Genomic DNA, 17,746 nt, shown 5'->3' on the forward strand with positions numbered 1-17,746 from the left:
GGGGTCTCGGAAGGAAGTGGCCGGAGGTGTGCATCGGGGGGTGGCACACCCCCGGCCTGCCGGACACGGGCCGGTGGTCGGTCGGCCCGTGGTTGATCCGGCGCTCTGGGGGTGGGACCGGCCGGAGCCGGTCCGTCGGGCAGGGGAAGGGTCAGAGGTCGAACTCGTGCGGCGGGAGGTCGAGCGCGAAGCACGCCTCCCGGACGACGGCCTGCTCCGTCTTGTCGAAGTCGCCGTCGGCGCCGCCGATGACGATGCCGATCTGGATGACGGCACGAGCCTCGGCAGGCTTCTTCTTCGCCTTGCCGATCTCCTGGAGCACGCTGACCTTGCCGAAGGCGAAGTCGGCGGTGAGCTTGTTCACGTAGTCGTTGAAGCGGCGCTGCAGATCGTCCGCCGGGAAGTTCTGCAGAACGTCGTTGGAGGCGATCAACGAGGCGACACGCTGGCGCTCGGACGGGTCGATGGAACCGTCGGCCGCCGCGACCAGGGCGCACATGGCCATGCTCGCGTCACGGAACGCGCCGCTCTTCAGGTCGTTCTTCTTCGCTTCCAGCTGCGACTGCATCGACGAAGCGGATTCCTTGATCCGATCCCACAGTGCCATGACGTCTCCATACGTTGCGTTGCGTTGTGTTGCCGGAATGAATTCCAACTCTACAGACGTGTAGAAGTTAGCAGGACGGGTGCCCGCTGTGTCCCGGGAACATCGGTAAGTAGGATGCTGCGACGCCGCGGCTGACGCGGTATCGCAGAAGGGCGGACCCCAGATGGACTCGGCCAGGCCCGGCCACCACCCGGACAACGAGCCGCCCCGCGAGGAAGTGCCCGACGCCGTGGGTCCCGATCCCGTACGCCCCGACAGCCGGCGGCTCCGCAGGCGCGGGCAGGGCGAACTGGAGGCCCAGGTCCTCGCCGTACTGCACTCGGCGAACGGCCCCGCGACGGCCGGCTGGGTGCAGGAACACCTCGACGGCGACCTCGCGTACACCACCGTCATCACGATCCTCTCCCGCCTCTATGCGAAGAACGCCGTGACCAGGTCCCGCGAGGGCCGCTCCTACACCTGGACGTCCGCCTCCGACGAGGCCGGTCTCGCGGCCCTGCGGATGCGCCGCGTACTGGACGGCGAACGGGACCGGGACGCCGTGCTCGCCCGCTTCATCTCGGCCCTGTCCCCCGGCGACGAGGAACGGCTGCGCGCGCTCCTGGCCCGCGCGGCTGCCCCGGACGACCCGGACAACCCCCTTGGCATGGAAGGCCGATAGCGGTCCGATGGGTGTCTTCGTCTGTCTGCCGCTCGTGCTGCCGTTGACCGCGCTGCCGATCGCGCGCCTCGCCGAACAGCATCTGCACCCCCGCAGCGCGACCCGGCTGCTCGCCGTCGTCGGCACGCTGCTCGCCCTGTGCAGCACGCTGTGTCTGGGCCTGCTGGTGGTGGTCGGTACGGCCCAGCTCCCGGGCAATCCACTGCCGGACAGCTGGTCGGACCCCCAGGTGCGGGACGCGGTGCCGTACGAGGTGAATGCGGGCATCGCCGCGATCGGCGTGCTGGCGGCGGTGATCGGGGCGTGCGGGTGGACGGTGTACCGCCATGTGCGGCTGCGCATCCGCGCCGGCCGCGCCCTGTCCGCCGCCCCTTCCGTCACCTCGGACGATGTCGCCGTGCTCCCGGACCCGGAGCCGTACGCCTATGCACTGCCCGGCAAGCCGGGCCGGGTCGTCGTCTCGACCGCGATGACCCGGTGCCTGGACGCCGGTGAGCGCCGGGCCTTGATCGCCCATGAGCGGGCCCATCTGGCCGCCCGGCACCACCGCTATCTGCTGGCCGCCCAACTCGCGGCGCGCGCCAACCCGTTCCTGCTGCCGTTGCGCACGGCGGTGGCGTTCAGTACCGAACGATGGGCGGACGAGGAGGCCGCACGTGTGGTCGGCGACCGGCGTGTGGTGGCGGTCGCGGTCGGGAAGGCGGCGCTCTTCTCGCACCGGGCCCCGGACGCCTCGGTCGGCTTCGCCGCCTTCGCGAGCTCCGCTCCGGCGGCGGGCCCCGTACCGCGCCGGGTGGCGGCGCTGCTCGCCCCGGTTCCGCAGGCCCGGCTGTGGCCCCCGTCGTCCGCCCATGCCGCCCTGGCGGCACTCGTCGCGACGGCGGGCACCGCGGTCTCGGCGCTTTCGTCGCTCAACGCGGCGGTGGCGCTGGTGCGGATCCTGCACGCGGCGACCCCGCTATGAGCCGTACGAAGGGGGCCGGCTCGCCGGTGCGCCGACAGCCGTCCGCGCTCGCGTCGACGCCGGAGCCCGTGCAACCGAGCCCCATGTACGCGCAGAGCCGGCGCGCGAGCCCGGAGCGCCGCGGCGCGTACCGGGCCATCAGCTCCGCGCTCTCCCCGGGCGGCACGGGTTGCGCGGTCACCACATGGAACCGGCGGCCGGCCTGCACGGTGGCCTGGGGAGTACGCATCAGATTCCGGTACCAGTCGGCGTCGGGCCCGGACCCGGACACGACCGTCCAGCAACGCCGACCGTCGACCACCGCGGTCTCGACCACCTCGACGACGGTGCGCCGGGCCGGGCCGGACACCCGCCCCGTGTGGACGAGGAGCAGCGCCCGCCCCCGGAACAGCGGCCCGAGCCCCATCCGGAAGAGCTGGGCCGGCAGCCGTTCGATCCTGCGCCGCCGGCCGGTCGACGGGGGCGGGCGGTGCGGCTCGGAGGGACCGGAAGGCTGATACGTCACTATGCAAACGTTGCACAGTCCAAATGTTTGTGCCAGTGCCCGGCGCGCGGGGCGCGTACCGATTCGAGTACCACCGGCCGGCACGGTACAAAGAGGCATGGCCGCGCACGAACAACCACGTGAGGACCGACCCCCGGACCGGGGCGGGGACGACGACGTCGATGAGGTGACGCGCGCCGTACTGACGGCTTCCAGGCTGCTCGTCGCCGTCTCCGCACGTTCACTGGCGGCGGTGGAGGACAGGGTGACGCTGCCCCAGTTCCGGCTCCTTGTCGTGCTGTCCACGAACAGCAACGCCAAGCTGGTGACGCTCGCCGATCGGCTCGGGGTGAACCCCTCGACCGCGATGCGCATGCTGGACCGGTTGATCGCCGCCGGTCTCGCGGAGCGGGAGGTGAACCCCGCCAACCGCCGTGAGACGGTGCTTCGGGTGACCCCTGAGGGCCGCCGGCTGGTCGACGACGTCACGGCGGGCCGCCGCCGGGAGATCGCCGCGATCGTCGAACGCCTCGCCCCGGAGCAGCGCACCGCCCTGATCGACGCGCTGACCGCGTTCACCGTCGCGGGCGGCGAACCTCCTGTGCCGGGGGACGGCTCGGACGGGTACCCGCTGGGCTGGACGTCCGACCTCCCCGCCCACCACGACGTCTGACCTCAGAGGTCACCCGACAGGCTCTCAGTCGGCCGAGGAGACGAACTCCTCCTGCGCGGCGGGCGCCGGACGGGTGGCGGGAACCTCGCCGGCCCCTGTCCCGTCCTTGCCGTTCCGGTCCCGCCACGCCTGGATCCGGGTCACGGCCGGCTGGGTCCAGCGGGCGGTGAGCGGTCCGACGATGACGAGGATGAGGACGTACGCGGTGGCGATGGGCCCGATGCGGGGCTCGGTCGCCACGGCCAGGCCGGCGATGACGATGGAGAACTCACCGCGCGCCACCAGCGTGCCACCGGCCCGCCACCGCCCGGGCGACCCGATCCCGGCCCGCCGGGCCGCGTACCACCCGGTGCCGATCTTGGTGAAGACGGTGACGACGGCCAGCAGTGCCGCCGGAAGCAGTACCGGCGGAATCTCGGCCGGATCGGTGGAGAGTCCGAAGAACACGAAGAAGACGGCGGCGAACAGATCGCGCAGCGGCGTCAGCAGCTTGCGGGCGCCCTCCGCCACCTCCCCCGAGAGCGCGATCCCGACGAGGAACGCCCCGACTGCCGCGGAGACCTGCAACTGCTGGGCCACCCCGGCCACCAGGACCGTCAGCCCGAGGACGACGAGGAGCAGCATCTCCGGATTGTCGGAGGACACGGCCCGGCTGATCAGCCGCCCGTGCCGCAGCGCCAGATAGAGCACGAACCCGACGGTGCCGAGCGCGACGAGCAGCGCGATGCTGCCCCCGGCGAAGCCCACGCCCGCGAGCATCGCGGTGAGCAGCGGCAGATAGACGGCCATCGACAGGTCCTCGATGACCAGAACCCCGAGAATGACGGGCGTCTCCCGGTTTCCCAGCCGCCCCAGATCGGTGAGCACCTTCGCGATGACGCCGGACGAGGAGATCCAGGTGACCCCGGCCAGTGCGACGGCCCCGACGGGCCCCCACCCGAGCAGCAGCGCAGCCACCGCGCCGGGCGTCGCGTTGAGCACGAAGTCGACGACCCCGGACGGATATTGCGTCTTCAGGCTGGTCACCAGCTCGGACGCGCTGTACTCCAGCCCCAGCAGGAGCAGCAGCAGAATGACGCCGATCTCGGCGCCGACGGCGGTGAACTCCTCGCTGGCCCCGAGGGGCAGCAGCCCCCCGTCCCCGAATGCCAGGCCGGCCAGCAGATAGAGCGGAATCGGCGAGAGCCCTATCCGCCCGGCGAACCGGCCGATGATCCCGAGCCCCAGGATGACGGAGCCGAGCTCCACCAGCAGTGCGGTCGTGTCGTGCACGGTCAGCCCTCCGCAATGATCTCGGAGAGCGCGTCGACGCCCTCACGTGTACCGACGACGACAAGCGTGTCCCCGATGGCCAGCCGGAAGTCCGGCCCCGGCGACGGGTGCGCACTGTGCGTCCGCAGCACGGCCACGATCGAGGCCCCCGTCCGCGTCCGCGCCCGGGTGTCCCCGAGCAGCCGCCCGCCGTACGGAGAGCGCGTCCCGAGCGGTATGTGCTCGGTGACGAGATCGATGCCCTCGGTCCGTACGGCGTCGATCGGCGCGGAGTCGATGAGGTGCGCGAGACCGGTGGCCTCCTGCGGTGTCAGGGGTACCGAGAGCCGGCACGAATCAGGATCGTCCTGGTCGTAGAAGCCGATGAACCGCCGCCCGTCGTGGTGGACGACGACGGAAATGTGCTGTCCCGACTCGGTCGTGTAGTCGTACTGCACACCGACTCCGGGCAGCGTGGTGCGGTGGGTTCCCATGGCTTCCTCCCGAGAGGTACGGCGGTTCATTGACGTACTTGGTGATTTCTTTAGCTGCGCATTACCTTATCCGGAGGCTCCCGCCGCCTCCGGCGTACGGGCGCGGGGCGGGGCCCATGACTAAACTCACCCGGGCCGGTGTGTGGCCGAGGCCGCCTTCCGGGCGACCGCAGGAACCGGCGGAAGGGCCGAGAATGTCGCGCAGCCGAGAGCTCAAGTTCCGGGCGGTCACGTCGTTCCAGCGGCATGTCGTCAACCCGCTCGCCAGACAGTCGCGGTCGCAGACCCTCCTGGAGACGACGGGCCGCACCTCCGGCCTCCCGCGCCGCACTCCGGTCGGCGGCAGCCGCGTCGGCCAGGAGTTCTGGCTGGTCTCGGAGTACGGCGAGAAGTCGCAGTACGTACGCAACATCCAGGCCGACCCCCGGGTCCGGGTCCGCATCAAGGGCCAGTGGCACACCGGCACCGCCCACCCCCTCCCCGAGGACGACGCCCGGGCCCGGCTCAAGAGGCTGCCGCGCTACAACAGCGCCGTGGTGCGGGCCCTGGGTACGAACCTGCTGACGGTGCGGGTGGATCTGGCGGACTGACGCCGGCCTCCACCGGTTTGGACGTGCGCGTGCCCGGCCGGTGCGGTGTCGGCCGGGCACGCGCGTGGTGCGGGTCGGATCAGTCGGTGATCTCGATCTTCCCGTTGGCGGATGCGGCGGGGGCCGCGTCCGGTGCCCGGTCCGGCAGATCGGCCGAAGTCGCGGAAGCCGAACCGCCCTTGAGGTTCTTCAGCAGGGCCGCCAGGTCGACTCCCGTGGTGGAGCTGAGAAGTTCCATGCCCTGGGCGACGTTGTCCGTGACCGTACGCGACAGTTGGCTCGCGCCGTCCGTCGAGATCACGGTCAACTTGTCGATGGCGCTCAGCGGCTCGGACGCCTTGGCGACGACGTGCGGCAGCACCTCGACCAGCATCTGGAGCACGGCCGCGTCGCCGTACTGCGCGAACGCGTCCGCCTTCTTCTGCATGGCCTCGGCCTCGGCGGCACCCTTCGCCGCGATGGCCGCGGCCTCCGCCTCGCCCTCGATGCGCACGGCGTCGGCGAGGGCCGAGCGGTGCAGTTTCTCGCCCTGACCGGTCAGCCGGGACCTCTCGGCGTCCGCCTCGGCCTCCTTGACCTGGGCGATCCGGCGGGCCTCGGCCTCCTGCTCGGCCTGGTAGCGGGCGGCGTCGGCGGGCTTGCGGACCTTGGTGTCGAGTTCGCGGTCGGTCAGTGCGGCCTGGCGCTGGGCGACCTTCTCCTGCTCCGCGAGGACTTCCTGCTGGCGGGCCGCCTCGGCGAGCGGGCCCGCCGCGTTGGCCTTGGCCGCGGCGGCTTCCGTCTCGGCCTTGATCTCGGCCTGCTTGAGATAGAAGGTCCGCTCGGCGATCGCGATCTCCTCGGCGGCCTTGAGCCTGGCCTGCTCGGAGGCGCGCTTGGCGATCGCCTCTGCGATGTCCGCCTCCTGCTTGGCGCGGGCGGCCTCGGGGCGGCCGAGGTCTTCGAGGTAGGAGCCCTCGGTGGTGATGTCCTGGATCTGGAAGGCGTCCAGGATCAGGCCCTGCCCGGAGAGGCTGGCCTCGGCCTCCTCCGCGACCTGGCCGGCGAACGCGGCACGGTCGCGGATGATGTCCTCGACCGACATCCGGCCCACGATGGCGCGCAGTGCGCCGGAGAGCACCTCCTGGGTGAAGCCGACGATGCCGTCCTGCTGCTGCAGGAATCGCTGGGCCGCGGCCCGGATCGCTTCCTCGCTGCCGCCGACCTTGACGATCGCGACGCCTTCGAGGTTGGACTTCACGCCGCGCAGGGTGACGGCTCCGCGCACGGCCACCGGGATGTGCCGGCTGGACAGGTCCAGGGTGAACTTCTGCTGGACGAACGGGACGACGAAGACTCCGCCGCCGACGACGACCTTCTGGCCGCTGTTGTCGATGCTGGTGCGGCCGGTCACCGGGTCGGTCGACTTCTTGCCGCGGCGTCCCGTGATGATGAACGCCTCGCTGGGCCCGGCGACCTTGTAGCGGGTGATGACGACGAGGGCGAGCAGTACCAGGAGTACGACGACTCCGATGACTGCGGTCACGACTGGGCTCATAAGGGTGTCCCCCCTGCCTCCCTGCGGGGACGGCAGCTTGATTTCGGGCGGTGTATCGGCTCGGGCGGTGGTCAGCGCTCGACGGGGCGGACCGCGACCGAGGTGGTCGACAGTGCGGCCTCCACCCAGATCTCGGTGCCGCGTTCGACCGGCACCGGGCTCTTCGCCGCCAACTTCACTGTCTGACCGGCGAGTTGCAGCAGCACCTCGCCGTAACCGTCGGCCGGGATGGCCGTGACGACCGACCCGGACGTGCCGACGAGATCGTCGCCGCGCGGTGTGACGCTGGTCTGGTCCCGCATCAGGGCCCGGCTGAACTTCCAGGTCAGCCAGGCCGCGACGATCCCGGCCAGCACTCCGGCGGCGGTGGCGGCGACCGTGCCGGCGCCGGTGGTGCCGAGCACGATCGCGCCGCCGAAGCCGAGCATCGAGAGGAATCCGGCGATGACGGGGAGGGACAGGAGGCCGTCGAAGAGGCCGTCCAGTACGCCTCCGAAGAGACCTTCGAGGATGCCGTCGAAGATCAGGGACAGGGCGAGCAGGGCGATTCCCGCAATGCCGAGACCGAGAAACAAGGTCATGTGATCGCCCTCCCCCATCTGCGAAATCCCCCGGACATGTCTCCCCCGAACATTTCCGTCGAACTGCCTGGATGATCCCATACGCACCCGGCAACGGATACTGCCGGGTTCCGGCAATCTTTTACGCGTTTTTGATGCCGGACAGGTGTTCGGTCAGTGTGTCCAGTGACTGGAACGTGGCTCCGAGCACGGCGACATGCTTCCAGCGCAGTACGCCGTCCGGCCCGATGAGGAAGACCGCGCGGCGCACCCCGATCCCGGGCGCCGCGACGCCGTACGCCCGGGCGATCTCCCGTCCGGTGTCCGCGAGCAGCGGCATCCGCAGCCCGTGGGCGCGGGCGAACGACTCATGGCTGTCCACACCCTGTGGACTGATTCCCCAGACCTCCGCGTCGAGCTCGCCGAAGGTCTCCATGCCCGAGGAGTACGAGCAGAGCTGCTTGGTGCACACGGCCGTGTTGTCGCCCGGGTAGAACGCGAGGACCACGGCACGGCCGCGTGCGGCGGAAAGGGTGTAGTCGCGGCGCTCGAACGTCTCGCCGGTCAGCGCGCCGCCCGGCAGTGTGAAGTCCTGGACGGTACTGCCGAGTTGTGGTGACGATCCCATGTCGTTTCCTCCGTGGTCCGGTGCTGCGGAAGTCTTCCGGTTCGTGTTCTACAGCATGCTCGTCACGGGTCCGGCTCTCGCACCAGGAGGCACGTATGACAGAACCGTCGTCCGCCGTCCGCCCGTCCGCGGCCGTGTTCCTGCTGCACGGCGGCGCGGAAACGGGCCTGGGTCCGCCCCCGCCCGGCCCGCTGAACCTGCCCGCCGTGCGGATGCGCCCGTTCGCGCGGGCCATCGCCACGGCGACGGGCGACGGCGCAACGGATGTTCTCGTACGCACCGCCCGCTACACCCGCCGCGGCTGGAACGGCCCCCGCGAGGACCCCTTCCACGACGTCGTGGCCTCCCTCGACGCCCTGCGCCGCGAGGCCGGCGAGATCCCGGTGGTCCTGGTCGGCCACTCGATGGGCGCCCGCGCCGCCTTCCGCGCCGCCGGTCATCCGCTGGTACGCGGGGTGGTCGGCCTCGCCCCATGGTGTCCGGCCGACGATCCGGTCACCCAACTCGACGGCCGCGATGTCGTCCTGCTGCACAGCACCCGCGACCGCATCACGAGCCCCCGGGCATCCCAGTCCTTCACCGGCCGCGCCCGCCGCGCCGGTGCCCACGCCTGTCTCGTCGCGATCCGGCGCAGCGACCACGCGATGCTCCGGCGCGCCCGGACCTGGCACGCGCTGACGACACGGGTCGCCACCGGCCTGCTGGGCCTGGCCCCGCTCCCCGAGGCGGTCGCGGCCGCACTCCGGCTCCCGTCAAACGCTCCGGCGACGCACGGAACCCTCGACCTCGACCGGCTGGACCTCGGCCGGCCGGACTACGACCGGACCGGGCGCAGCTCCGGGCCGTCCATCGGGAATCGGTAGACCGTCGACTCCCTCGCCCGGAAGCCCAGACGCTCGTACAGCCGGTTCGCGGCGGCGCGGTCCGGCCGGGAGGTGAGGTCGACGGTCCGCGCGCCCGCCTCCCGGGCCAGCGTCAGCGCCTCCTGTGTCAGCAGGGCCGCGATCCCTTGCCCACGCGCTTCGGTGTCGACCACGACGTCTTCGATACGGGCCCGCAGCCCGGTCGGCACGGGAAGCAGAAGCAGCGTCAGCGTTCCGACGATGCTGCCCGCGGCGCGAGCGACGAGCACTGTGTTCGTCTCGCACCGCACCAGCCGGTCGATCGCCTCGTGATCCAGTGGCCGGGCGGTCGAGGACAGTTGGGGCAACAGCCGGGCGAAGGCGGCCACGATCTCCCCGGTCGCTTCGTGGACGATCTCTACCTCGACGCTCATGACGCGGAGCCTATAGCGGGCGGTGGGGGAGGTGTCGTGGTGCAGGAGCGGGGGAACGGGCGCACCCTGGTAGGGAGGTGATCGTCATGATGCACACAACTGTCGGGTGGCATGTGGACCTGGAATTCGAGGAGGACACCCACCGCACCCGCGCGGCCGCCCTGGTGCGGCTTCCGGACGGGAACGAGGTGCGGGCTCATGGATATGCGAGCCGTCACCCCTCCGACAAGGATCAGCCGAGGGTCGGCGAGGAGATCGCGGGAGCCAGAGCACTCAATGAGCTGGCGATGAAGATGCTGACGAAGGCGCACGACGAGATCGACGAGGCGTCCGGCCGGACATCGCACCCGCTCACCTGAGGTCCCCGCCTGCGGGCCGCCGCCCCCCGGGGGCGTAGTGGCCCAGGAACATGTCGACGCCGCTCGTGATCAGACGGTCCGTGGTGGCGTCGTCGAGGGCTGTTCCGTACGAGCTGAAGACCATGTGAGGGAAGACCAGTAGCGCGTACAGCTGAATGATCGCCGTTTCGAGGTCGGGGATGTCCAGCCGGCCCCGTTCCGCGAGGCTGCGCAGGGCGTCGGCCACGGCCGGGTGGTGACCCGCGGGGCCATGGTGATGCCATGCCCCGGCGAGTTCAGGGAAGCGGTGGAGTTCGGCGGCCACGAGGTTGCGCAGGGCGATGACGTCGGCGTTGCCGCGTACGGCGGACACCCAGGCGCGGGCCGTGTCGAGGAAGGCCGTGCGGAGATCGGCGGCGTCGGGAAGACCGGCGAGCGCCTTGGTGGACGGGCCGCCGAGGGGCTCGTCGAGTGCGCCCGTGATGACGGCGGTGAACAGCGCCTCCTTGCTGCCGAAGTGGTTGTAGACGGTCACTTTCGACACGCCCGCCTCGGCGGCGATGGCGTCCACGCCGACGCCGAATCCCTCACGCAGGAAGGCCTCCCGTGCGGCCTTGACGATGGCCTGCCGCTTGGCCTCGGCGCGGGGGCCGGCGGGCGGGTCGATCGGGGTGGCGGTCGTGTCCACGGTGGCCGCGGCGGGCATCGAGGGGGCGGCGGGCTCGGTGAGCGGGTTCGCGGACGCGTTCACGGTGTGCGCGGCGGCAGCAGGGGCGTGCGCGGTCGTCGCCGGGCTGCTGGTGCCCCGCGGGAAGCCGGAGGGGACCGGCGGGCCGCACGCGCATTGAGGGGGGAGCCCGGGCCCGTCCGGCGAATGTGGACATGACGGGGCCCGGCTGCGGATGCGCGGCGGGGGCGGGCGGCCGACGATTGATTGCCGGGCAGCGGGACGTCCGTGTCCGTCCCAGGAGGTTGACGTGCAGGCCGATGCGTACGCCGACAGCGCGGTGCCGTTCGACCCCATGGCTCTGGCGGCCCTGGTCGACGGCACCATGGCGGGTGTGGGCGTGCTCGATACGGGGCTGCGCTATCTGTACGTCAACCCGGCCCTCGAACGGCTCAACGGCATTCCGGCCGCCGAACACCTCGGCCGCACCGTCTCCGAGGTCCTCCCGGGAGTCGACGCGGGCGAGGACATGATGCGGGCCGTGCTCGCCGACGGGAAGCCCCGCGAGATCACGTCCAGCGGAGTCACCGCCGCCGCGGCGGGCTCGGTCCGGCGCTACTGGCACGGGGCGTACCACCGGCTCGAGGTCGGCGGGCGGATCGTGGGCGTGGCCGGGATCGTGCTGGAGGTCATGGCTTCGGACAAGGGACGGCGCGAGCTGGAACAGGCCCGGCGGCATCTGACCATGCTCGACACAGCGGCCTCCCGGATCGGCACCACGCTCGACATGGACACCACCTGCGCGGAACTCGTCGGCCTCGTCGTGCCGGGGCTGGCGGACCTCGCCACGGTCGAGGTGTTCCCGCCCGACGTCGCCGCCCCGGTACGCCCCGCGCCCGCCGGTGTGCTGCGGCTGCGCAGGGCGGCGCTGACGGCGGTGGCCGGGCTGCGCGCCGAGCTGCCGGGATTCGGACTGACCGGTGAGTACGTCGACTACCAGGAGGGCGCGGCCGTACAGCGCTGTCTGGCGGCCGGCCGGCCGGTCGTGGAGAACCACACGAGTGACGAAGAGCTCGCCCGCTCCGCCCCGGCCCCCGAACGGGTCGCCGCCTACCGTGCCCTGGGGATGCATTCGGCGGTCATCGTGCCCCTCGCCGTACGCGGCCGTCCGCTCGGCGTCCTCGGCCTGATCCGGGCGGGGGACTCACCGGTCTTCACGGACGAGGACGTGGTGGTCGCCCGGGAGCTCGCCGGCCGGGCCGCCGTCGATCTCGACCACGCCCGCCGGTATGCCCACGAGCACACCATCGCCCTGGAGCTGCAGCGCTCCCTGCTGTCCGAGCCGCGCCCGCCGCACCCGCACATCGAGATCGCCACCCGCTATCTGCCGGCCGACCGGAGCGTGATGGTCGGCGGCGACTGGTTCGACGTCATCCCGCTGCGGGACGGGCGGCATCTGAAGGCGATGGGCGATGTGATGGGTCACGGGATGGAGGCGGCGGTCGCCATGAGCCACTACCGCTCGCTGCTGCGGATGCTCGCCGACGACGATCTGCCGCCGCACCGCATCCTGGAACAGCTGGACCGGATGGTCGAACGGTCCGGACCGGACCGGGCGGCGACCTGTCTGCTGGCCGTCGTCGACCGGTTCGGCGAGGCGTGCGATGTGGCGAGCGCCGGGCATCTGCCACCGGTGCTCATCGACCCGGGGCAGGCGGGAACCAGGGTGTGTGACGAAGTGCTGGTGGGCCCGCCGCTGGGCACCGGCTTCGGCGGGTACCGGACGACGCCGGTGGAGATCGGGCCGGGCACGGTGCTGTTCATGTACACCGACGGTCTGGTGGAGCGGCGCGGTGAGGACATAGACATCTCGATCGGCCGCCTCAGGGAACTGACCCTGCCCGCGGGCGGGAGCCTGGAGGACCTGCTGGACGAGGTCCTCGCACGGTTCGGGCCGGGTGCGGAGGACGACATCGCGGTACTGGCCTCGCGCACCCGCCCCCGCGCCACCTCCTGATCCGGGCAGTCGCCGGAAGGGACTGACAGGTCAGCCCAGCTCCAGGCTGGTGATGCCGAAGAGTCCGGTGTGGTCGACGTCCGGTGTCGGGCCCGTGTACATCCGGGCGGTCTCGAACGACGGGGTGAGGCCCAGCTGTTCCGCGAGGCGCACGGCGCCCGGGTTGATGTCGGGTACGTCGATCGCCACCGGGGTGCCGGGGTCGGTGGCCGCGAGTGCGCCGACCAGGGCGCCCGCCACTTCGGGCGATTCCGCGTACACGGGACCGATGCGGGACGACGTGCGGCAGGGGCGCATCACGGCAAGGCCCCGCAGCTCCCCGTCGCGGACGGCGGCGAGCGAGGTGCGCGCGGGCCCGGAGATCCACAGTGCGAGGAAGCTGTCGCGGTCGGCGGGGAAGAAGCGGCGGTCGTAGGAGGCCAGTCGACCGAAGGGGAGGGTGCGGGCATCGACGAGAGCGGTGCCGGGCGGGACGGTCGCAGCGGCGGGTGGCAGGCCCTCGTAACGCATGTTCGTCCATACGGAACGGAAGCCGGATTTGCGGTACTTGGGCTGCTGGGCCACCACGCCGTCCAGTCCGACGTTGCGCCCGTCCAGCCGTGCCATGCCGGCCCGCCACAGCCGGCTGCCGTAGCCCTGGCCGCGCAGCTCGGGACGGGTGAGGTAGAAGCCGAGGAACCCGAAGCCGGAGCCGTAGCGGACCACCGAGACGCAGGAGACCGGCTTGCCGTCGAGCCGGCCGGTCAGGAAGCCGCGCGGGTCGGCGGCGAAGAAGGCGTGGCGGTCGGTCAGGCCGGGATTCCAGCCCTCCGCGTGGGCCCATTCGGTCAGCATCGTGAGGTCGTCGGCGCTTGCGGTGGTGATCTCGAAGTTCGGCACGGGGCACCTGTACCCCGCGGGCGATCGGTTCAACGGTGGTTCTTCCGTCACCACCCGGTCCACAGGAGGTGGTTGACGAGCAGGGCGACGACGGCCTGCGCGGTCAGCCAGCCGCGCCGGGTGCCGGTGGGTAGAAGGGCGGCGGCGGGCAGCAGCCAGAGGATGAAGGGCTGCCAGATGCGTTCGGTCTCCGCCTTGCTCATCCCGGACAGGTCGGCGGCCAGGAGTGCCAGGAGCGCCATCAGCGTGAGCAGAATCAGCCGCTGGGACGCACAGGTGGTGCCGGTGCGCAGGGTGCGTACGGCACCGGGGGCGCCGGCCGCGGCGCGGCGGAGTCCGGCGACCGTGGCGAGGCCCGCGGCGATCGTGGTGCAGGCGGGATTCGCCCAGACCCAGTAGGAGTACGGACGCAGGCCACCCGCGCCCTGGTAGTAGCGCTCGACCAACAGGCGGTATCCCTCCCACCAGTTGTAGCCCGCCGGAGTGAAGGCGGCGGGGACGACCAGTGCTCCGAGGAGCACGAGCGGGAAGGGGCGGGCGGTGCGGGTGAGTACGAGGACGGTGAGGAGCAGGACCGCGATCAGCGTCAGACCGTAACTGAGGTAGCAGGTCAGCCCGTACAGCAGACCGGAGGCGAATGCGGTGGCGCGGGGGAGGCGGACCGAACGGGTCGCGGCCAGGGCGAGGAGGGCCACGGACCAGGCGGCGACGGCGGCGAAGTAGGCGTCCGCCGAGGTGCCGGTCCACACCGCGACCGGTGCGAGGACCAGGAACGGAGCGGCGCGGCGTGCGAGGCGCTCGTCGGCCAGGGCACGGAGCGTGACCAGGGCGGCCGGGACGGCGGAGCTGCCCACCACGATGCACCAGACCCCTGCCCAGGCGCCGCCGCCGAGCCCGATGCGGTCGAGCAGGACGAAGGTGAGCGTGGCTCCCGGCGGGTGTCCGGCGACATGGGCCGGCCAGTTGCCCTGGGAGCCGATCAGGATGTGGTCGTCGAAACCGCGCAGGGCCGCACCGATGTCCTGGAAACGGTCGATGACCTGCAGATATTCATGCTTGGTGGTGAGCCGTTCGGCGATGCCCCGGCCCCAGCCGTCGATCAGCGCCAGCGAGAGGACCCAGGCGAGCGACGCCGCCCAGGCGGTCGGCAGCAGCGCCCGCCGGCGGACGCGGTCGGCCAGCGGCGGCCCGTACGCGATGACGGCCGCTGCCACGACGACGGCGGCCGGGGTGCCGGGGCCGGTGTGCGGGTACCAGGACGCCAGCAGGGGTGGCCAGTGGACGTAGAGGCTTCCGTCGGCGTCCTGGATCGACCTGCCGACGAGCACGGCGGCGGTGACGAGCAGAACGCCCGCGGCGGCGGCGATCAGGTCGCGGCGGCGGCCGGTGCGGTGCCCGGTGTCGTCCTCGACGGGGCGCGCTGTGCGGTCCTCGGTCTTCACGCAGGCACGCTATGCACAGCAGGGTCGCCGTGTGTGCTGCCACCGGGGCGCGTCATCGAACCGTCAGATCTTGCGCCGCTCGCTCGCTCCGGAGTGTGACGTCATGGTCTCGTCAGGAGTCGTACGCGCCGCGGCCAGGTGTTCTGGGCATAGCTTCGGCGCATGGGCGACAAACGTCTGGACAGAGCCATCTCCTTCCCGTTCCGCCGCCCCGGCTGGTCCGCCGGCCGCGGCCCGGCCTTCCTGGAGCGGCTTCCCTCCTCGCCCGGGTTCTGGCGCAGCCCGGTGCGCGGCGTCAGGTTCACGGCGGTGCTCGGGCTGGTCCTGCTCGCCGGGCTCACCCTGCTGTTCGTGACAGGTCTGCTGTCGTACGCCGCGTACAACCCGGACCTTGCGCCGGTCAACGACAAGACGCCGGGCAAGGGCCTGCTGGGTTTCTATCTCTTCGCCTGGCCGACCGGTCCGCACTGGCTGTACCGGCTGACGCAGGGGTTGCACGTCACGGTGGGCATCGCCCTCGTCCCTGTGCTGCTGGCGAAGCTCTGGTCGGTGATCCCGAAGCTCTTCACGCTGCCGCCGGCCCGGTCGGTGGGCCATGCGCTGGAGCGGGTGTCGCTGCTGCTGCTCGTCGGCGGGGCACTGTTCGAGTTCATCACCGGACTGCTCAACATCCAGCTGGAGTACGTGTTTCCGGGGTCGTTCTATCCGCTGCACTTCTACGGGGCGTGGGTGTTCTTCGCCGCGTTCCTCGCCCACACCGGGCTGAAGCTGCCGCGGGCCGTACGGGTGCTGCGGGGCGGCCGGCTGGAGGGCTCTGCGCCGGGCGAGGCGGATGAACTGGCCTCGCCCGCCCCTGCCGTGCCGACCGTCTCCCGGCGCGGCGCGCTCGCCATGGTGGGCGGCGGGTCGCTGTTGCTGCTGATCACGTCGGCGGGCCGGAGTTTCGACGGGCCGCTGCGGCAGATGGCGCTCCTCACCCCGCACGGTGCAGCCGAACCGGGCTCGGGGCCGAACGGCTTCCAGATCAACAAGACGGCCGCGGCCGTCGGAGTGACGGCGGCCGATACGGGGAAGGGCTGGCGGCTCACCGTCGGCGGGCCCGCCGGGGAGATCCGGCTCAGCCGGGAACAGCTGCTGGCCATGGACCAGTACAGCGCGGCGCTGCCGATCGCGTGCGTGGAGGGCTGGGCGACGTCGGACCAGTGGTGGCGCGGAGTGCGGCTGAGTGATCTGGCGGCACTCGCGGGGTATCGGGACCGGCCGCCGGCAGTGCTGGTGGAGTCCGTCCAGCGCCGTGGGGCGTTCCGCGAGGTGGCGCTCCGCGACAACCAGGTGCGCGACCCGCGCTCGCTGCTGGCGTTGCAGGTCAACGGCGAGGAACTGTCGCTCGATCACGGATTTCCGGCGCGGATCATCGTCCCGGCGGCCCCAGGTGTGCTCAACACCAAATGGGTGTCCCGGCTGACGTTCGGGGCGCTGTGAGCGGGAAGGCGGGGAACCGGGTGAATCCTCGGGCGGTCCTCAGGCGTTGGTACGGGGAAGGGCCGCTGCATCTCCTTCTGCTGGCCGCGACATTCGCCCTCGCGGGCTGGGCGGGCGTACGGCTCCTGGCGGGTGACACGTTCGCAGTCGCGGTGTGGTTCATCGGCTCCGCCCTCCTGCACGATCTGGTGCTGCTGCCGTTGTACGCGTCGGCCGACCTGGTCGTACGGCGGTCGCTCGGACCCCGCTCCGGGCTGGTCAACCACATCCGTGTACCGGCCTTTCTCTCCGGCCTGCTCCTGCTGATGTGGTTTCCGCTGATCACCCGGCACGCAGTGCGGTACGAGCCCTACAGCGGGCTGTCCCCCGACGTGTTCCTGGGCAACTGGCTGCTGATCACGGCGGTGCTGTGCGCGGGCTCGGCGCTCGTCCTCGTGGTCAGGACCGTGCGGTCGCGGCGCGGGGAGGGCAGGGGTGTGCAGCCGACGGCGGTCCGGGGTGACCGCCCACGGCGGTGAGGGTTTTGTCCTCAAATGCCGGACGGGGCCTGCCCGGCGGACCGGCGTGGGTCAGACGAACAGGAACGCGCCCGCCGTCGTGGCCCCCAGCGACGCCCCGGCGACGGTCTGCGCCACCGAGTGGTACCCGAGCGCGACGCGCGACCAGCACACGGCGACCGTCATCGCGTACGCGAGCAGCCACCACGGCGAGTGGACCGGGGCGAGCAGTGCGATGACGGCCGAGGCGACCGCGGCGTCCACCGAGATCTTCCAGACCGTGTTGACGGCCAGGAGGATCACGGTCATCGCCCAGAGGGCGAGCATCGCCACGAGGATGCCGGTGGGGGCGTGGCCGAGGATCATCACCACCGAACCAGCGCCTATGGAACCGAGGATGACGAAGAAGATCGGGGCTCGCTTGGTGCGGTCGACGACATGACGGTCGCCCCAGGTACCGCGCCCGCGCTCCCATTCGATGTACCCGGCAGGAACGATCCCGGCACACAGGGCACCGAGGAACCCCCAGAGCAGACCGGTCCAGTGACCGGCGGCGGCCAGGCCGATGCCGAGCATGCCGACCAGCAGGACGTTGCGGGGCTGGAAGATGTCGGTGACGGTGCGCGCGGCGCCGGTGCTCGGCGATGCGGGGGCGTCGGTGGTCCCGGTGGGGGTCATGTTGTGGGAGGTCCGGTGTCA

22 protein-coding genes are annotated in these 17,746 nt (G+C 71.6%); 10 read left to right on the plus strand and 12 right to left on the minus strand.

All coding sequences use genetic code 11. The annotated features are described in order from the left end of the window. Positions 1-151: 151 nt before the first annotated feature. Entirely contained in the window at positions 152-607 is a 456-nt protein-coding gene (locus IEZ15_RS13445; RefSeq protein ID WP_114245407.1) for a tellurite resistance TerB family protein, read from the minus strand. A 163-nt stretch (positions 608-770) separates the two neighbouring features. Here IEZ15_RS13445 and IEZ15_RS13450 point away from each other — a divergent pair, with 163 nt between their 5' ends. Together IEZ15_RS13450 and IEZ15_RS13455 are read left to right on the plus strand one after the other, a co-directional pair. Further along, positions 771-1,268 carry a BlaI/MecI/CopY family transcriptional regulator gene (locus tag IEZ15_RS13450; protein WP_189276761.1) on the plus strand — a complete coding sequence of 166 codons (498 nt, stop codon included), beginning with the start codon at positions 771-773 and terminating at the stop codon, positions 1,266-1,268. Positions 1,269-1,275: 7 nt separating this feature from the next. Next, positions 1,276-2,232 (plus strand): M56 family metallopeptidase, encoded by a 957-nt coding sequence (locus IEZ15_RS13455; protein WP_114245405.1) that lies wholly within the window; start codon positions 1,276-1,278, stop codon positions 2,230-2,232. Here the strand turns inward: IEZ15_RS13455 and IEZ15_RS13460 are convergent. Further along, entirely contained in the window at positions 2,180-2,737 is a 558-nt protein-coding gene (locus IEZ15_RS13460) for a nitroreductase family deazaflavin-dependent oxidoreductase (RefSeq protein WP_229845868.1), read from the minus strand. The genes IEZ15_RS13455 and IEZ15_RS13460 overlap by 53 nt on opposite strands. A 97-nt stretch (positions 2,738-2,834) precedes the next feature. Here IEZ15_RS13460 and IEZ15_RS13465 point away from each other — a divergent pair, with 97 nt between their 5' ends. Continuing rightward, the gene (locus tag IEZ15_RS13465) at positions 2,835-3,389 is read left to right on the plus strand and encodes a MarR family winged helix-turn-helix transcriptional regulator (protein ID WP_114245403.1); all 555 of its coding nucleotides are present in this window, start codon (positions 2,835-2,837) and stop codon (positions 3,387-3,389) included. A 24-nt stretch (positions 3,390-3,413) separates the two neighbouring features. Here IEZ15_RS13465 and IEZ15_RS13470 read toward each other — a convergent pair whose 3' ends face one another. Both IEZ15_RS13470 and IEZ15_RS13475 read right to left on the minus strand, forming a co-directional pair. Beyond that, on the minus strand, positions 3,414-4,661 hold the full coding sequence (locus IEZ15_RS13470) for a cation:proton antiporter (protein ID WP_114245402.1): 1,248 nt from the start codon (positions 4,659-4,661) through the stop codon (positions 3,414-3,416). Between the two features lie 2 nt (positions 4,662-4,663). Further along, positions 4,664-5,134: a cation:proton antiporter regulatory subunit gene (locus IEZ15_RS13475; RefSeq protein WP_114245401.1), complete on the minus strand. Its 471-nt coding sequence runs from the start codon at positions 5,132-5,134 to the stop codon at positions 4,664-4,666. A 194-nt stretch (positions 5,135-5,328) separates the two neighbouring features. On the opposite strand from IEZ15_RS13475, the gene IEZ15_RS13480 reads away from it, so the two are divergent. Beyond that, a complete protein-coding gene (locus IEZ15_RS13480; protein WP_189276765.1) occupies positions 5,329-5,724 on the plus strand; it encodes a nitroreductase/quinone reductase family protein in 396 nt (131 codons plus the stop codon). Positions 5,725-5,803: 79 nt separating this feature from the next. On the opposite strand, the gene IEZ15_RS13485 is transcribed toward IEZ15_RS13480, so the two are convergent. From IEZ15_RS13485 to IEZ15_RS13495, 3 genes are all read right to left on the minus strand, one after another. Further along, on the minus strand, positions 5,804-7,261 hold the full coding sequence (locus IEZ15_RS13485) for a flotillin family protein (protein WP_189276767.1): 1,458 nt from the start codon (positions 7,259-7,261) through the stop codon (positions 5,804-5,806). Between the two features lie 71 nt (positions 7,262-7,332). Next, a complete protein-coding gene (locus tag IEZ15_RS13490; protein ID WP_189276769.1) occupies positions 7,333-7,842 on the minus strand; it encodes an NfeD C-terminal domain-containing protein in 510 nt (169 codons plus the stop codon). Between the two features lie 121 nt (positions 7,843-7,963). After that, on the minus strand, positions 7,964-8,449 hold the full coding sequence (locus IEZ15_RS13495; RefSeq protein WP_189276771.1) for a peroxiredoxin: 486 nt from the start codon (positions 8,447-8,449) through the stop codon (positions 7,964-7,966). Between the two features lie 95 nt (positions 8,450-8,544). Here IEZ15_RS13495 and IEZ15_RS13500 point away from each other — a divergent pair, with 95 nt between their 5' ends. Next, a complete protein-coding gene (locus IEZ15_RS13500; RefSeq protein ID WP_189276773.1) occupies positions 8,545-9,312 on the plus strand; it encodes an alpha/beta fold hydrolase in 768 nt (255 codons plus the stop codon). On the opposite strand, the gene IEZ15_RS13505 is transcribed toward IEZ15_RS13500, so the two are convergent. Further along, entirely contained in the window at positions 9,264-9,725 is a 462-nt protein-coding gene (locus IEZ15_RS13505; protein ID WP_189276775.1) for a GNAT family N-acetyltransferase, read from the minus strand. The genes IEZ15_RS13500 and IEZ15_RS13505 overlap by 49 nt on opposite strands. 86 nt (positions 9,726-9,811) lie before the next feature. Here IEZ15_RS13505 and IEZ15_RS13510 point away from each other — a divergent pair, with 86 nt between their 5' ends. Further along, positions 9,812-10,084, plus strand: a complete 273-nt coding sequence (locus IEZ15_RS13510) for a DUF1876 domain-containing protein (protein ID WP_189276777.1) — start codon at positions 9,812-9,814, stop codon at positions 10,082-10,084. Here IEZ15_RS13510 and IEZ15_RS13515 read toward each other — a convergent pair. After that, positions 10,077-10,751, minus strand: a complete 675-nt coding sequence (locus IEZ15_RS13515; protein WP_308427401.1) for a TetR/AcrR family transcriptional regulator — start codon at positions 10,749-10,751, stop codon at positions 10,077-10,079. The genes IEZ15_RS13510 and IEZ15_RS13515 overlap by 8 nt on opposite strands. Between IEZ15_RS13515 and IEZ15_RS13520 the strand changes: the two genes are divergently transcribed. Together IEZ15_RS13520 and IEZ15_RS13525 are read left to right on the plus strand one after the other, a co-directional pair. Further along, positions 10,744-10,911 carry a hypothetical protein gene (locus IEZ15_RS13520; RefSeq protein ID WP_229845869.1) on the plus strand — a complete coding sequence of 56 codons (168 nt, stop codon included), beginning with the start codon at positions 10,744-10,746 and terminating at the stop codon, positions 10,909-10,911. The genes IEZ15_RS13515 and IEZ15_RS13520 overlap by 8 nt on opposite strands. A gap of 129 nt (positions 10,912-11,040) precedes the next feature. Beyond that, positions 11,041-12,747 (plus strand): SpoIIE family protein phosphatase, encoded by a 1,707-nt coding sequence (locus IEZ15_RS13525; RefSeq protein WP_373302562.1) that lies wholly within the window; start codon positions 11,041-11,043, stop codon positions 12,745-12,747. Between the two features lie 30 nt (positions 12,748-12,777). Here the strand turns inward: IEZ15_RS13525 and IEZ15_RS13530 are convergent, their stop codons facing one another. Together IEZ15_RS13530 and IEZ15_RS13535 are read right to left on the minus strand one after the other, a co-directional pair. Beyond that, positions 12,778-13,626, minus strand: a complete 849-nt coding sequence (locus IEZ15_RS13530; RefSeq protein ID WP_189276784.1) for a GNAT family N-acetyltransferase — start codon at positions 13,624-13,626, stop codon at positions 12,778-12,780. Positions 13,627-13,673: 47 nt separating this feature from the next. Continuing rightward, positions 13,674-15,068, minus strand: coding sequence for a hypothetical protein (locus tag IEZ15_RS13535; protein ID WP_189276786.1), 1,395 nt, complete (start codon positions 15,066-15,068; stop codon positions 13,674-13,676). Between the two features lie 162 nt (positions 15,069-15,230). On the opposite strand from IEZ15_RS13535, the gene IEZ15_RS13540 reads away from it, so the two are divergent. Both IEZ15_RS13540 and IEZ15_RS13545 read left to right on the plus strand, forming a co-directional pair. Then, positions 15,231-16,550 (plus strand): molybdopterin-dependent oxidoreductase, encoded by a 1,320-nt coding sequence (locus tag IEZ15_RS13540; protein WP_189276788.1) that lies wholly within the window; start codon positions 15,231-15,233, stop codon positions 16,548-16,550. Then, complete coding sequence (locus IEZ15_RS13545; RefSeq protein ID WP_373302563.1) at positions 16,517-17,068, plus strand: hypothetical protein; 552 nt, start codon at positions 16,517-16,519, stop codon at positions 17,066-17,068. Before IEZ15_RS13540 ends, IEZ15_RS13545 begins: the two co-directional genes overlap by 34 nt. A 51-nt stretch (positions 17,069-17,119) precedes the next feature. Here the strand turns inward: IEZ15_RS13545 and IEZ15_RS13550 are convergent, their stop codons facing one another. Further along, positions 17,120-17,725, minus strand: a complete 606-nt coding sequence (locus IEZ15_RS13550; RefSeq protein WP_189276792.1) for a phosphatase PAP2 family protein — start codon at positions 17,723-17,725, stop codon at positions 17,120-17,122. Positions 17,726-17,746: the final 21 nt, after the last annotated feature.

This window comes from Streptomyces atratus, assembly GCF_014648655.1.
In the GTDB taxonomy this organism is placed as follows: Bacteria; Actinomycetota; Actinomycetes; order Streptomycetales; family Streptomycetaceae; genus Streptomyces; species Streptomyces atratus.

What these genes read in the sequence shown, in the direction of transcription:
- IEZ15_RS13485 (WP_189276767.1), bottom strand. Translation starts at nt 7,261, where the DNA reads ATGAGCCCAGTCGTGACCGCAGTCATCGGAGTCGTCGTACTCCTGGTA.
- IEZ15_RS13475 (WP_114245401.1), bottom strand. Translation starts at nt 5,134, where the DNA reads ATGGGAACCCACCGCACCACGCTGCCCGGAGTCGGTGTGCAGTACGAC.
- IEZ15_RS13445 (WP_114245407.1), bottom strand. Translation starts at nt 607, where the DNA reads ATGGCACTGTGGGATCGGATCAAGGAATCCGCTTCGTCGATGCAGTCG.
- IEZ15_RS13465 (WP_114245403.1), top strand. Translation starts at nt 2,835, where the DNA reads ATGGCCGCGCACGAACAACCACGTGAGGACCGACCCCCGGACCGGGGC.
- IEZ15_RS13450 (WP_189276761.1), top strand. Translation starts at nt 771, where the DNA reads ATGGACTCGGCCAGGCCCGGCCACCACCCGGACAACGAGCCGCCCCGC.
- IEZ15_RS13540 (WP_189276788.1), top strand. Translation starts at nt 15,231, where the DNA reads ATGGGCGACAAACGTCTGGACAGAGCCATCTCCTTCCCGTTCCGCCGC.
- IEZ15_RS13510 (WP_189276777.1), top strand. Translation starts at nt 9,812, where the DNA reads ATGATGCACACAACTGTCGGGTGGCATGTGGACCTGGAATTCGAGGAG.
- IEZ15_RS13505 (WP_189276775.1), bottom strand. Translation starts at nt 9,725, where the DNA reads ATGAGCGTCGAGGTAGAGATCGTCCACGAAGCGACCGGGGAGATCGTG.
- IEZ15_RS13455 (WP_114245405.1), top strand. Translation starts at nt 1,276, where the DNA reads ATGGGTGTCTTCGTCTGTCTGCCGCTCGTGCTGCCGTTGACCGCGCTG.
- IEZ15_RS13495 (WP_189276771.1), bottom strand. Translation starts at nt 8,449, where the DNA reads ATGGGATCGTCACCACAACTCGGCAGTACCGTCCAGGACTTCACACTG.
- IEZ15_RS13500 (WP_189276773.1), top strand. Translation starts at nt 8,545, where the DNA reads ATGACAGAACCGTCGTCCGCCGTCCGCCCGTCCGCGGCCGTGTTCCTG.
- IEZ15_RS13480 (WP_189276765.1), top strand. Translation starts at nt 5,329, where the DNA reads ATGTCGCGCAGCCGAGAGCTCAAGTTCCGGGCGGTCACGTCGTTCCAG.
- IEZ15_RS13545 (WP_373302563.1), top strand. Translation starts at nt 16,517, where the DNA reads ATGGGTGTCCCGGCTGACGTTCGGGGCGCTGTGAGCGGGAAGGCGGGG.
- IEZ15_RS13490 (WP_189276769.1), bottom strand. Translation starts at nt 7,842, where the DNA reads ATGACCTTGTTTCTCGGTCTCGGCATTGCGGGAATCGCCCTGCTCGCC.
- IEZ15_RS13550 (WP_189276792.1), bottom strand. Translation starts at nt 17,725, where the DNA reads ATGACCCCCACCGGGACCACCGACGCCCCCGCATCGCCGAGCACCGGC.